Origin of the sequence: Tissierella pigra, assembly GCF_018917845.1 — a bacterium.
Lineage (GTDB): Bacteria > Bacillota > Clostridia > Tissierellales > Tissierellaceae > Tissierella > Tissierella pigra.
This window is the reverse complement of the sequence record NZ_JAHLPJ010000001.1, coordinates 2,161,221-2,174,977: the sequence shown is the minus strand read 5'-3', so window position 1 is coordinate 2,174,977 and position 13,757 is coordinate 2,161,221. Positions and strand designations below refer to the sequence as shown.

The 13,757-nt window shown below is 30.0% G+C and carries 11 protein-coding genes; 9 read left to right on the top strand and 2 right to left on the bottom strand.

The genetic code is table 11. The features are described 5' to 3' along the window. Window positions 1–7 precede the first annotated feature (7 nt). The 4 genes from KQI41_RS10640 (at window position 8) to KQI41_RS10625 (ending at window position 5,482) form a co-directional block, all read left to right on the top strand. Entirely contained in the window at window positions 8–991 is a 984-nt protein-coding gene (locus KQI41_RS10640; protein WP_154442822.1) for a D-alanyl-D-alanine carboxypeptidase family protein, read from the top strand. Between the two features lie 382 nt (window positions 992–1,373). Then, window positions 1,374–3,275, top strand: a complete 1,902-nt coding sequence (gene istA / locus KQI41_RS10635; RefSeq protein ID WP_216585254.1) for an IS21 family transposase — start codon at window positions 1,374–1,376, stop codon at window positions 3,273–3,275. Further along, on the top strand, window positions 3,268–4,020 hold the full coding sequence (gene istB / locus KQI41_RS10630; RefSeq protein ID WP_154443131.1) for an IS21-like element helper ATPase IstB: 753 nt from the start codon (window positions 3,268–3,270) through the stop codon (window positions 4,018–4,020). The genes istA and istB overlap by 8 nt, the downstream gene beginning before the upstream one ends. A 25-nt stretch (window positions 4,021–4,045) precedes the next feature. Continuing rightward, window positions 4,046–5,482 carry an AraC family transcriptional regulator gene (locus tag KQI41_RS10625; RefSeq protein ID WP_195838069.1) on the top strand — a complete coding sequence of 479 codons (1,437 nt, stop codon included), beginning with the start codon at window positions 4,046–4,048 and terminating at the stop codon, window positions 5,480–5,482. A gap of 247 nt (window positions 5,483–5,729) precedes the next feature. Here KQI41_RS10625 and KQI41_RS10620 read toward each other — a convergent pair whose 3' ends face one another. Beyond that, entirely contained in the window at window positions 5,730–5,939 is a 210-nt protein-coding gene (locus KQI41_RS10620; protein WP_154443069.1) for a DUF378 domain-containing protein, read from the bottom strand. 371 nt (window positions 5,940–6,310) lie between these two features. Here KQI41_RS10620 and KQI41_RS10615 point away from each other — a divergent pair, with 371 nt between their 5' ends. From KQI41_RS10615 to KQI41_RS10605, 3 genes are all read left to right on the top strand, one after another. Continuing rightward, a complete protein-coding gene (locus KQI41_RS10615) occupies window positions 6,311–6,604 on the top strand; it encodes an iron-sulfur cluster repair di-iron protein, ric (RefSeq protein WP_154443068.1) in 294 nt (97 codons plus the stop codon). Window positions 6,605–6,736: 132 nt separating this feature from the next. After that, the gene (locus KQI41_RS10610) at window positions 6,737–8,593 is read left to right on the top strand and encodes a heavy metal translocating P-type ATPase (protein WP_154443067.1); all 1,857 of its coding nucleotides are present in this window, start codon (window positions 6,737–6,739) and stop codon (window positions 8,591–8,593) included. Between the two features lie 117 nt (window positions 8,594–8,710). Beyond that, entirely contained in the window at window positions 8,711–8,938 is a 228-nt protein-coding gene (locus tag KQI41_RS10605; protein ID WP_154443066.1) for a heavy-metal-associated domain-containing protein, read from the top strand. A gap of 252 nt (window positions 8,939–9,190) precedes the next feature. On the opposite strand, the gene KQI41_RS10600 is transcribed toward KQI41_RS10605, so the two are convergent. Next, entirely contained in the window at window positions 9,191–10,144 is a 954-nt protein-coding gene (locus tag KQI41_RS10600; protein ID WP_154443065.1) for a helix-turn-helix transcriptional regulator, read from the bottom strand. A gap of 147 nt (window positions 10,145–10,291) precedes the next feature. Between KQI41_RS10600 and KQI41_RS10595 the strand changes: the two genes are divergently transcribed. Together KQI41_RS10595 and KQI41_RS10590 are read left to right on the top strand one after the other, a co-directional pair. Continuing rightward, complete coding sequence (locus KQI41_RS10595) at window positions 10,292–12,052, top strand: ABC transporter ATP-binding protein (protein WP_154442820.1); 1,761 nt, start codon at window positions 10,292–10,294, stop codon at window positions 12,050–12,052. Further along, window positions 12,042–13,742, top strand: coding sequence for an ABC transporter ATP-binding protein (locus KQI41_RS10590; RefSeq protein WP_216585253.1), 1,701 nt, complete (start codon window positions 12,042–12,044; stop codon window positions 13,740–13,742). The genes KQI41_RS10595 and KQI41_RS10590 overlap by 11 nt, the downstream gene beginning before the upstream one ends. Window positions 13,743–13,757: the final 15 nt, after the last annotated feature.

Below are 13,757 nucleotides of genomic sequence, written 5' to 3'. Positions count from 1 at the left end.
TTTCAAAATGACAGTGAATAGGCAAAGGTACAAAAGAAAGAAGAGGAAGATAAAATATATTTTTTCAATGCTGTGTGTAGGTGCGGTATTTGTTATAGCCTTATTTTTGCAAGATCATATAATAGGTAAAAATAATCAACAAATAGAATCACCTATAAAAAACCAAGAAACAAGGATTTACGAAGAATCCAATCAGATTATAGTTGATGACTTGTATAGTTCGAATGCTATTCTCATTTCTTTAGATGATAATGAGATATTATTAGATAAATCATCTGATGAAAGAATTTACCCAGCATCTCTTACAAAAATTATGACAGCAATAGTAGCAATTGAAAATCTACCGGATTTAGATGAAGAAATTTATCTGTCAGAGGATATGTTTGAGAAATTATATTCTGAAAATGCTTCTATGGCAGGATTTTTGCCAAATGAAAAGGTACCAGCAATTGACTTGATTTATGGAGTATTATTACCATCTGGGGCAGAAAGTTGTATTGGATTAGCGGATGCAATTGCGGGTTCAGAGAAAAGTTATGTAAAATTAATGAATGAAAAAGCTGAAGAATTGGAGATGAATGACACTCATTTTATTAACTCTACAGGGTTACATCACAGGAATCATTATACTACTGTAAATGATATTGCAAAATTACTGAAATATGCATTACAAAACAATATATTTCGAGAAGTATACACCTCGAAACGATATACTACAAAAGCAACAAATCTTCATTCCGACGGAATTACTTTTCAAAGTACCATGTTCAAAAAAATGGATACAGAAGATATAAATAATGGCACTATTAAGGGTGGAAAGACTGGTTATACGGGAGAGGCAAAATTATGTCTTGCCAGTTTGGCAAAAATAGACGGCAAGGAATATATTTTAGTAACTGCTAATGCTGATGGAAGTCCTTATACAGAACAATTCAATATTTTAGATGCATTTACTGTTTACAATCAGGTTTCCAAAACTAATGATTATTAGAAACATCAAGTGTTTCATGATTAATTTTTAAGATATTAATAAGTAAATGTATATAAAGTTTTGCTAAATGTTATGTTAAAATTTTATATTCAATTTACTAATCTCAGTTATCGTACAAAACAGACTATGGATTTCATTGGTATTTGCTCTCAAGAATGGGGAAAGATGCACAAAATTTGGCATATAAAAAAGTTATCAGCCTATATAAGTTATTGATAATACTAAGAATTACTTTCTGGATTTAGTGTACGATGTTTTGACGGATTTAGCTAAATAGTATTGCTCAGAATATTTTGATGACAAATGATATACAATCGGTATAATAGATGATATAATTAAAGTTAGCTATGTCTAACTATCCTATTTACCGTGGAGGTGTGATATGTACACAAATAAAAAAACAGCAAACTTTTCAAAGAGGGAAATTGTGGCTGCCATCCAAGTTTGGAATCAGTCTGCAATTTCCCTTTTGGATATTCGCCATAACTTAATCTCTTCAGAGGAAGATTTGTATGGCTACCAACTGCCAGTAAGTACATTTGTCTATACCATTGGCGGAAAAGCGGAGGTGTCGCTAGGTGATACCTCATATAGTGTAGAGCGATTCGGTCTGTTCCATGGAGGGAAAGGAACAGAACTGACCATCCATCCTCGATGCGATTGGTTGGAATACTATCTGGTGATGTACAAAGCTGGAGAACCGCCTTTTCATAAAGTAGAATATGTGCAGCTACTAGAACAAGCCAACCCTTTCCAACAACAATATGGATTTGTGCCAGGCAATCCCATTTTTTTTGCGGAAGAACTGCGAAAAATGTATGAGAAGTGGAAAGTTCCTTCACACCTTAATCTATTGTATAGCAAATCCGTCTTTTTTCGATTTGTTTACGAGATCTATGAGGAACTGGAGCAAGGAGATATAAATGTTAAGATAAGAATACCCAATATTGTGCACGTAACTTTCCCAAGTTATAAACTCTATAGGTATTCTTTTTGTTATAATCATTTTGAGGTGATTATAATGACAGAAATAATAATAAACAATATTGAAAATATTAGTGACTTGGCTATGTTTGCTGAATCATATAAGAAAGGATTTTTAAAGTTGAATATATCTAAACTTGCTAAAGAATTAAATAAGGATCGAAAAACGATTAAGAAGTATCTAGAAGGAAAAGTACCTTCAGGCAAAAGAGTAAGAGTTAAGTATCTAGATAAATACAGAGAACTTATAATCAAGTTATTAACTGATAAGTATAGAAGTTTTGACTATATAGATCATTTATATAATTATTTGGTTAGAGAACACCAAATTACATGTAGCAGATCAACTCTAAATAGATATGTAAGAAATGATGAGGAAATAAATTCACTATTTAATAAAAAGAAGACACAAAAATTTTATGAAAGATTTGAAACAAAGCCAGGAGTACAAGCACAGTTTGATTTAAAAGAAAAAGTAAAAATAATATACAAAACAGGTGAAGTAGAAAGAGTAAATGTTGCAACTTTAACACTTGGATTTTCAAGATTTAATGTGCGAGAAATTGTAGTAGATACTAAATATGAGACAATAGAAAGTTTCCTGGCAGGTGCTTTTGAAACTATAGGAGGTGTTCCAGAAGAACTGGTTATTGATAATATAAAGTGCTTAGTAGATAAGCCTAGAACAAAAGATACAGAAGCTATTTTAAATGTAAAGTTTGAAGAATTCTTAAGAGATTATAATATTAAATGTAAACCTTGTATGCCATATCGTCCTGAAACGAAAGGAAAAACAGAAACTCAAAACAAGAAACCATCTCAACTTGAAAATTACAATGGAGTATATAATGATTTACTTGATGTTCATGAAAAATTGAAAATAATAAATGATGAAGATAATAAAAGTATTTCTCAAGCAACAAATATGCCTAGAATAGTTTTATTAAATCAAGAGAAAGGTGACTTTTCGCCCCTTCCACCACGAAGAATCCGAGAAAAATATCACCTTTCCTTAAATCCAGTCGCTGTAACTAAAGATTCGTTAATCTCATATAAATCTAATAAATACTCAGTACCTAAAAGATTAATAGGATTCAAAGTAAATCTAATAGTAAAAAACAGTCAACTCCATATATATTATAACAATAAAATTGTCACTGTACATCAAATATCTAAAAATAAACTATATATAAAGGAATGTCATGACTTACACTATCCTAAAAGAGAAAATAAAGATTACAAAGAGACAAATAGCAAAGAAATTATGATAGAAGAAATGAGGAATATTATATATGATTAATGAAGTTTTAGATCAGCTAACATATCTTAAACTAAAGTCTGCACATGCTTATTTAAAAGAACTGCACATAAATGATAATATATCTTCGAGTGAAATAAAAGGTTTAAATAAAGTGCTTAGAAAAGAAGTTGAGGCAAAAGAAGAAAACAACCGACTATATAATGTGAAAGTAGCAGCATTCCCATTTATAAGGAAAATTGAAGACTATGACTTCTCTTTTCAACCAACAGTCAGCGAAGATAAAATAAAGGAATTAGTTGCATCTAATTTCTATTTAGACGCAACTAATGTAGTCTTTATAGGGAACCCTGGTGTGGGAAAAACACATTTAGCAGTAGCTATCGGATATGAAGTAGCAGTTAAGAGAAATAGTGTTTACTTTATAAAGTTTTCAAGATTAATTCAAAATCTAAAACAAGCCTACAATGAAGGTGCTTTAGAGAAAAAACTAAAATTATATTTTAAATATAAGCTACTAATTATAGACGAAGTAGGGTTCAATGAAATATCACCTTTAGAATCTAAGATATTCTTTCAACTAATAGACATGAGATATACAAAGAGATCTACAATATTTACAAGCAATATTACATTTGATAAGTGGCCAAGCATATTAGGGCAAGATGAAATGATAACTAAAGCTATCCTAGATAGAATATTGCATTACTCATATTTATTTAATATTACAGGACCATCCTATAGAATTAAAGATAAATTAAAAATGAATAAAAGTGAGGAGTCTTAATTGCACAGAAATGAGGAATTTTAACTTGACATTTATAGGAGATATTCGCATTTTTGAATCGGATGTTGTGAAGATGGCTATTCGATACCTGGACAAGTGCTATTCAGAGCCTATTGTTATTCAGGAAATGTGTGAAATGCTGGGGGTCAGTTATAGCCATTTCCACAGAAGTTTCAAGCAAAAGATTGGTAAAAGCCCACAGGAATATCTGATTAATACCCGATTGACAGCAGCCATGGAGTTACTCCAAAACAGCCGGACATCTATTCGGAAAATTGCCGATTACTGTGGTTTTCAAGATGAACGCAATCTACAACGGATGTTTTCAAAGAATATCGGCATAACGCCTAATGCCTTTAGAGAGAAGATGTCGTACGATATGAGAGATGGTGTCCTTGAAAATCTCATTATTTTTCCCTATAATGAGAAATGTCAAGTTAGTCTTGGCGAACTCAAAGGGAAAGGAGTAACTAATATGTTTAAACAGATGAGAAGCAAAGGGGTTGTAGCAGCAGCTTTATCGCTGATATTACTACTTTCGGCTTGTAGCACTATACCAACGGATAGTGGCGTAACGAATTATATACCAAATTCAGAGGTGACAACACAAGCATCAGAAATGGAAGATACAGAGCCTATAGAAGAAGGAACGAGAACTATCAGCACGGCTATGGGTGATGTGGAGGTGCCAGTGAGTCCGAAGAGGGTAGTCGTAATCTTTGTTCAAGGTGATTTGTTAGCACTTGGCATAACACCTGTGGCAACATCATTTAATACTGGTGCCGCCTTCGAAAATGAAGCACAAGAGATTAGTGTGATAGATGCGTTTTCTATTAACGAAGAAGAAATTATGGCATTAGATCCTGATTTGATTTTATGGGATACACAAGATGAGTCAATCTATCAATCTCTTTCAAAGATTGCGCCTACAATAGCGTGTAACTATTTTGCAATGAACTACCAAGAAAGACTTCGTTTTTTAGGAGAAATATTCAATTGTTCTGAAAAAGCAGAGGAACTGATTCAGGCATTCGAAAGCAAGATTAAGGATGCAAAACAAAAACTTGCAAACGAAGGATTGAGTGATAAAAGCGTATTGTGCATTGAAAAGCGAGAGGATGTTCTGTCGGCATCTTGGCTGGGACGAGGGGCACCGCTAATGTACGATTTGTTAGGTTTTAATATTCCTGAAAAACTGCAAGAAGCAATGAAGGATAGCAAAAATGCCCATGCAGGTGGTGTCAAGTTATCATATGAAGTAATAAATGAATATGCAGGTGATTTTATTCTTGTAAATGGTGCTCTGGGTGATTTTGGAAACAATAATGTATGGAATAGTGTTCCGGCAGTGAAGGGAGATAGAGTAATTTCAGCTCCCAGTAATATGTTTTGGTTTAATGATATTATATCCATGAATGCCCAGATTGATTTAATTCTTAATGCTATATTAGAAATCGAATAATTCATGTGTAAGTATAGAATAGAGATAAATTAGCATGAATACCTTATGAATTACAGGATCTATGTTAGACACTTATCTGATGGGTGGAAAATATACTCTCTGTGAGGTTGCACTTGCTATGGGTTTCTATGATGAATTTTCATTAATTATATAAAAAAGAGCCTGAAATTACAGTTAAGTACTATGTTTTCAGGCTCTATATTAATTAATTTAATTAGAGATTTTTTCAGTAGTTCTGATTACATCCCTATTCTTTTATTACTGGTTTATTTTTATCTCTTTCCATTAAGAATTTTATACAGTACAATCCTGCTAATCCTACTAATCCATATACAATTCTGCTTAAAAATGCGTCTTGTCCTCCGAAAATTGTAGCAACTAAATCAAATTGGAATAATGCAATCAATCCCCAGTTTAATGCTCCTATTATTACTAAAACTAAGCCTAGTGTATCCATTATGTTTCTCCTTTCAATTTTTATTAATTTGTAAATATTGCTATAATCTTAATATCTCCTATTTTTAAAAAAATAAACAATATAAATTACAAAGTTATAATGTAATTTTACATATTGGGGCCTTTATTACATCTCATCAAATATAAAACCAATTTTTTATTGACCTAGATCAAATACTTATTAAGGAAATTATGTTAGAATGTATTCATAAAGTTAAGATAAAAATGCGGGAAAAAATTATTTTAAAAATACAAATAAAATAAAAAGTTTTGATCTAAATCAAGGTTTAATAGAATGGAATGGGATAATATATAGCTATAAAAAAGATTTAAAAGAAATGAAACTATAAAATTTTAAGGGGAGATTATATTATGAAAAAATTTAGCGAAGTTGTAGACCAAAATCTAGGAAGATTAGAACAATATGTACCAGTAGTAGCAAAGGTTCATGGTGGAACTCATCCAGAATTCCATGATGTAAAAAAATTGTTTGATAAAATCAGCGAAAAAATTAAAAATATAAAATCAGAAAAGCCAAATTTAGATAATGAATTGAAACAATTACGTGAAATTACAAAAAACTATACAGTTCCAGATGATGTATGTGAAAGTTATGAATCAGTATACAATATGTTAGAAGAATTAGATAAATCATATAAGGCTTAAAAAGAGAGGTTTATTAAAAGCTCTATCTTCCATTATTAGCAATAAATTATATAATTAAATAAAATAGAATTGTTCTATTAACGTAAAGTCAAAAAATAATAAATAAAAATTGTTAAATCGGGAGGGATAAAGATGCAAAAAAACATTTTAAAAAAGAAGAATCTAATCACTTTAATAAGTGGGATTCTAATAGCCATTGCTTTTACTAGTAAATGGACAACAGGAACTACGGATATATTTATTTGGTCATTGGTCATAGCTTCCATTTTAGGTGCAGTGCCAATAGTTATTCAAGCATATCAAGCATTGAGGGTAAAAGTAGTAAGCATAGATGTTTTAGTTACAATAGCAATAGCAGGGGCATTTTTGATACAAAACTTTGAAGAATCAGCAATTGTTACATTTCTATTCTTATTCGGTGCTTATTTAGAGCAACGCACATTAAATAAAACTCGTTCAGCCATAAAAGAATTAACAGAAATGGCACCAGAAAGTGCACTAAAACAAATGGAAAATGGGGAGTTTGAAGAAGTTGAAGTGGATGATGTGGACGTAGGTGATGTTTTGCTAGTAAAAACTGGTGCAAAGGTTCCTGTTGATGGTACAGTTTTAACTGGTGAAGGTAGTATTAATGAATCAAGTATTACGGGAGAATCTATTCCAGTTGGAAAGGAAAAAGGCTCAAATGTATTTGCAGGTACAATTTTAGATAATGGAACTATTCAAATTATTGCCGATCGTGTAGGAGAAGACACAACCTTTGGTAAAATCATTGAATTGGTAGAGGAAGCACAAGACTCAAAATCAGAAGCAGAACGTTTTATAGACCGTTTCTCCAAATATTATACACCAGCAGTTCTTGTAATAGCATTTATAGTATGGCTATTCTCTCGAAATGTTGAATTGGCTATTACTATTCTAGTTCTAGGTTGTCCAGGAGCTTTAGTTATTGGTGTACCAGTATCTAATGTTGCAGGTATAGGAAATGGAGCACGCCATGGAGTATTGCTAAAAGGTAGTGAAGTAATTAGAGATTTCAGTAGATTGGATACAATTGTATTCGATAAAACAGGCACACTAACTGTAGGAAACCCATCTGTAGCAGAAAAAGAATACTATGGGGATAATATTGATGAGGCTTTAGGATATCTTGCAAGTGTTGAACGTGAATCTGATCATCCATTGGCAAAAGCAGTATTAGAGGAAATTGGTGAAACCCCATTAGGGGTAGTTGAAAATACAGAAGTTGTAAAAGGTGGTGGCATTGTAGCCAGTGTTAATGGCCATAGAATTGCTGTTGGCAATGTTGCTTTAATGGAAAGAGAAAATGTTGAACTAAATGAAAAAGCCAAAGCTGATGTAGCTGGTTTCGAAAAAAAGGGAAATTCACTTGTATTAACTTCTGTTGATGGGAAACTGAAAGTATTGATGGGGGTTCGTGACCAGATACGTCCAGGAGTTAAGGGAGAATTATTAAAGCTAAAGAAGTTAGGTGTAAAAAACCTTATTATGCTATCAGGTGATAACCAGGGAACTGTTGATGTGGTTAGCCATGAGCTAGGGTTAACTGAAGCCCATGGAAATATGTTGCCAGAAGAGAAATCAGCATATGTTAAGAAATTAATTGAAGAAGAGGGGCAAATAGTTGCTTTTGTTGGAGATGGTGTTAATGATAGTCCTTCACTGGCCCTAGCAAATATCGGTATAGCTATGGGAAATGGTACAGATGTAGCTATCGAAACATCAGATGTTGTTTTAATGAATTCAGATTTTAGTCGTTTACCACATGCCTTAGGATTAGTAAAAGCAACAGCTAGAAATATGAAACAAAACATTGTCATTGCTGTAGGAGTTGTATTAATATTATTAGCCAGTGTATTATTCAGTGAATGGATGAATATGTCCATAGGAATGTTAGTACATGAAGGCAGTATCTTAGTAGTTATTCTGAATGGTATGAGATTATTAAAATATAAACTAAGATATTAAAATAAAAGAAAAAAATTGACTTAGGTCAAAGATTTAATTAATAAAATATGGTAATATTAAATTATAGGATAGAAGTTAAAGGAAACCAATAATAAAATAATGAAGGGAGATAATATTATGAAATCAGCAACAATACAATTAGAAACCTTAACATGTCCATCATGTATGCAAAAGATTGAAGGTGCACTTAAAGGTTTAGATGGTATAGATCAAGATACAGTAAAGGTATCATTTAATTCAAGCAAAGCAAAATTAGATTTTGACGAAGAAAAAATCTCAATAGATGAAATCGAAGATTCTATTAATAGAGTTGGTTACGAAGTAATTAAATCAAAAGTTAAATAGATAATATAAATTAATATGTGATTTAGCGAAAAAATTCTCTTTCTCGCACAAATCAAAATAAGATTTAAGCTAGAAAGAGAGTTTTTATGGGTACATTATCAAAAGAAGTATTAAGAGAGATGATTATTGAAGGTAATTTTATTGTAAGTAATATATAAGTAAATAATAGAAACCCTATTGCTAATTAAAGCAGTAGGGTTTCTATTATCAGTATGATTTAATCTTTTGAATGTGGATTAAGTCATATCTTTATTATAAGCAATGTATATTTCTATATTCACTAGGTAATATATTTGTACTTTCCTTAAAGACTTCTGTAAATCTACTTTGACTAGGATATCCTAGTTGTTTTGATATATCCTTGATACTCATAGTATTATCTTTTAATAATGTTTTAGATTTTTCTATTTTATTTAATTTAATAAATTCGGAAATAGTTAGATTATTTACTTTTTTAAACTGTGTTTGTAGCTTAGTTTTTCCCATAAAGAACTTTTCACAGAGTTCCTTTTGGGATATATTTCTATCTAAATTGTTTAATATATATTTATTTATGTCTTTAATTTCTTGATATTCTTTATTAGATACATATATGTTTTCTTCTTCTACTTTAGCTAAAAGAAGTGCTACGGCTTCAGTAACTTTACTTTCGTAGAAAAGTTCTGCAGAAAGTCCAATTCCCTTAAAACTTGTTATTTCTTGAAGAAGTATCATCATTTCATAGAAATCTGTATCACTCTTAAAAGTTAAAAGGGCATTTTTTAAATAGTTTTTTTCCAAACCAAATCTCTTAGTAAGTTCTTCATAATATTTGGGATAGATTTCTATAGAAATAGAATATACAGGAGTATTATTTTTTATAAGTGCACATATTCTATTTTCTCCATATAAAAATCCATTTATGGAATTGTTTCTTATATTTAACTTAGAATCTAAAAAATCACCTGTAATATCTATATTATATGAGATACTCAAATATTTAGGATCTTCGTCTACATACATATCTGTTGAAAAATAAAAGTCATTAAAGAAATAAAAATCATGAATACTTATGGCAAAAAGGCCCTTATAATCATATAGCCAATAACCACCCTGCCCTATCTTTTTATTTAAATTAAAATATTCCCCATTTCTATAACATGGATTTTCTTTTTTTATAAATCCAAAACCTTTTAATTGTTCTTTTCTAATTTCACTACAATCCATAATATCACCTATACATTTTGAACTTTTAATTATCTATTTAAGTCGTACTAACTCTTAAACTATTGTTTTAGAAATTGAAAAATTATATTATTGATAATGACTATCAACAATATAACATAATATAAATACTTTTACAAGGAGGATAATATGAAAGAGATTAACAGAAGACTTAAGATTTTGTTAAATTGGGCTAAGGAAGATAAAAAGTATATATATCTTTCTATCTTATTGGGATTTTTGGCAGGTCTTTTAATAATGGTTCCTTATATGGGAATTTACAATCTAATAAACACCATATATACAGGAACACTTACAAAAGATATATTACTTAAATTGAGTATATCTGTCTCAGTATCTATTTTAGTTAGATATACTTTATTTACCATTGCAGAAATACTTTCTCATAAAGGAGCGTATAATACACTTTTTAAAATTAGAAAAAAATTGATAAGTCATATGTCAGAAGTACCTTTAGGAGAACTAAATAGTAAAAACAGAGGTGAGATAAAGAAAATATTAAATGAGGATATAGAGAAATTGGAATTATTCTTAGCTCATCATTTACCAGAAGTGGTGATGTATTTGACAGGGCCATTAGCAGTTTTTGTTTATTTGTTCAATGTAAACATGGGATTAGCTCTTATAACACTTATACCTTTACCAATAGCATTTTATTTTCAGGTAAAGATGTTTAAAGATACAGGAAATTATATTTTAGAAATAAATGATGTAAGTAATAATTTAAACTCTACTATGATTGAGTATATTACAGGAATGAGACTTATTAAGTCTTATAATATGACTAGTTCATCTTTTAGTAAGTACAAAGAAGCTTGTCATGAGAAGTCAAGATTGTGGAAAAAAATATCTTCCATTATGGGGCCTAATTTTGCATCCTTTACAATTTTTATAGAATTTGGATTACTTATTTTGATACCAATTGCAGGAACATTATTTTTAAAAGAAGTTATATCACCAAGTATTTTTATATTATTTTTATTAGTAGGTTCTCTTTATTTAACAGAAATAAGACCACTTTTAGAAATAGGGGGGCATTTTTCACAAGTGCTATCTAGTGTTGATAAAATAGAGGAAATTTTAAACTTAGAAGTCTTTGTTGGAGGAAGTAATAATTTTCCCCAAAACAATACAATAGAATTTAATAAAGTTAATTTTTCATACACAGGTGAAGAAAAGATTTTGAAAAACATAAATATTTCCATAAATGAAGGTCAGAGGACAGCGATTGTAGGACCATCTGGTTCTGGTAAGTCAACGATACTTGGTTTAGTAGCAAGATTTTATGATGTTGACTCAGGAGAAATATTAATAGGAAAAGAAAATATAAAATCCATTGATTATACAACACTATTAGAAAATATAGCTATAGTATTTCAAAAAAACTTTTTAACAAAAGAATCAGTATTTAAAAATATAACTATGGGAAAAGATTATACATTAGAAGAAGTAAGGGAAGCTTGTAAAAAAGCTCAGATAGATGATGTCATAATGAAATTACCTGATCAATATGACACTTTAGTAGGAGGACACGACACTAGATTTTCTGGCGGAGAACAACAGAGAATAAGTATAGCTAGGGCATTTTTGAAAGATGCACCAATTTTAATATTAGATGAAGCTACATCGAATACAGATCCTGAAAATCAAGAAAAAATTAATATAGCTCTTAATAACTTGTTCATAGGAAAGACTGTAATTATAGTAGCACATAGACTTTCAACAATTGTTGACTGTGACAAGATAATAGTGTTAGAAAATGGAGAAGTTACAGGAGTTGGAAAACATCATGAACTAATTTCAAAAAATAAATATTATAGCCAGGTATGGGATAAATATAAACTTTCAAGAGATTTTTCATACGGAAAGGGTGATATAGTTGAAGAATAAAGGAATAGAGAAAAATAAAACATTTTACAAGTCCATGGCTTTATTTATCCTAGAAGGACTATTGTCTGGTATTAATTTTACCATAATATTTTTTATTATAAAGGATGTATTGGATTTGAACTTTAACTATAATCAAATCCTAAAATATTCATCTATATTAGCACTGGTATATCTTATAAGAAACTTTTTATATAGAAGAGCTTATACCTATGGTCAATATGCAGGTTCAGATATATCTAGAAATATAAGGTTAAATTTAGGAAACAAGTTTAAAGAAATTCCTCTTTTTAACTTTACAAAGCGAAAGACAGGAAAATATATAAATACAGTTACAAATGATGTAGATAGCTATGAAAATATTTTAACTCATAAGTATGGAGACATTTTGAAAAACTTAGTCTTAGTAATCATGCTTTTAATCTACATGTTTAAATTTAACAAAGATGTAGGTATTGTATCTTTGGTAGGGGGATTACTCTTAATTCCATCACTATATATTTCATTTAAGATAGTAAATAAACATGGAAAAAACAAAAACTTAGCTCAATCAGATAACACCGACAATATAGTGGAATATATAACTGGAATCAAGACTTTAAGAATATATGGACAAGATGGAGTAAACAACAACATGATAATAAATTCTATGAAAAATTATAGTGATGTATCATTTAAGTATGAGATAAACATACTGCCTATGGCAGGAATATTCAATATTTTAATAGGTCTGTGCATACCAGTTTCCATATATATAGTAGGACTTAGCTATATAAATAGAGAAATAGATATAAAAATGGCTATTATGATATCTACACTGCCTATATTTTTAAATAAACTTTTAAACACACTTTATATTTCACTGACAGGATATAAAAACTTGAAAATATCAAGAAACAATATAGAAAGTATATTTAATGAAAAAGAAGAATTTAAAAACAACAAATCATTTAATCCAAAAGTGTTTGATCTAGAATTTGAAAATGTTAATTTTTCATATGATGATTCTAAAAAAGTATGTGATAAATTGAGCTTTAAAGGAGAACATGGGAAACTAACCGCAATTGTAGGTAGTTCAGGTGCAGGGAAATCAACTATACTAAACTTGATTTCAAAGCTACATGTACCAGATAGCGGTTCAATTAAAATTGGTGGAATAGATATAGAGGGCATATCTAGTGAAAAGATATTAGATAAAATATCCATGGTGGATCAAAATACATTTTTGTTCAATGACACCATAAAAAATAATATAAAAATAGCAAAGCCAACTGCAACAGACCAAGAAATTATAGAAGTCTCAAAACTTTCAAATTGTCATGATTTTATTATGGAAGAAAAAGATGGCTACAACAGATTGGTAGGAGAAAATGGCAATAGACTATCAGGTGGGCAAAGGCAAAGGATAAGTATTGCTCGTACTCTTTTAAAGGATAATCCAATTGTACTTTTAGACGAAGCTACAGCATCTTTAGATATAGAGAATGAATTATTAGTTAAAGAAGCAATAATGAATTTAATATCCAAAAACAAAACTATATTTATGGTTGCACATACTTTACCAATTGTAAAAAATGCAGACAGAATTTTGGTAATGAACAATGGAAAAATAATAGAAAGTGGAACACATGAAGATTTAATGAAACTAAAAGGAAAATACTATTCAATGTATTTAGCAGATAAAAGTAATTAAAAGGAGAGAGAAAAG

What these genes read in the sequence shown, in the direction of transcription:
- KQI41_RS10640 (WP_154442822.1), top strand. Translation starts at nt 8, where the DNA reads ATGACAGTGAATAGGCAAAGGTACAAAAGAAAGAAGAGGAAGATAAAA.
- istA (WP_216585254.1), top strand. Translation starts at nt 1,374, where the DNA reads ATGTACACAAATAAAAAAACAGCAAACTTTTCAAAGAGGGAAATTGTG.
- istB (WP_154443131.1), top strand. Translation starts at nt 3,268, where the DNA reads ATGATTAATGAAGTTTTAGATCAGCTAACATATCTTAAACTAAAGTCT.
- KQI41_RS10620 (WP_154443069.1), bottom strand. Translation starts at nt 5,939, where the DNA reads ATGGATACACTAGGCTTAGTTTTAGTAATAATAGGAGCATTAAACTGG.
- KQI41_RS10615 (WP_154443068.1), top strand. Translation starts at nt 6,311, where the DNA reads ATGAAAAAATTTAGCGAAGTTGTAGACCAAAATCTAGGAAGATTAGAA.
- KQI41_RS10610 (WP_154443067.1), top strand. Translation starts at nt 6,737, where the DNA reads ATGCAAAAAAACATTTTAAAAAAGAAGAATCTAATCACTTTAATAAGT.
- KQI41_RS10605 (WP_154443066.1), top strand. Translation starts at nt 8,711, where the DNA reads ATGAAATCAGCAACAATACAATTAGAAACCTTAACATGTCCATCATGT.
- KQI41_RS10600 (WP_154443065.1), bottom strand. Translation starts at nt 10,144, where the DNA reads ATGGATTGTAGTGAAATTAGAAAAGAACAATTAAAAGGTTTTGGATTT.
- KQI41_RS10595 (WP_154442820.1), top strand. Translation starts at nt 10,292, where the DNA reads ATGAAAGAGATTAACAGAAGACTTAAGATTTTGTTAAATTGGGCTAAG.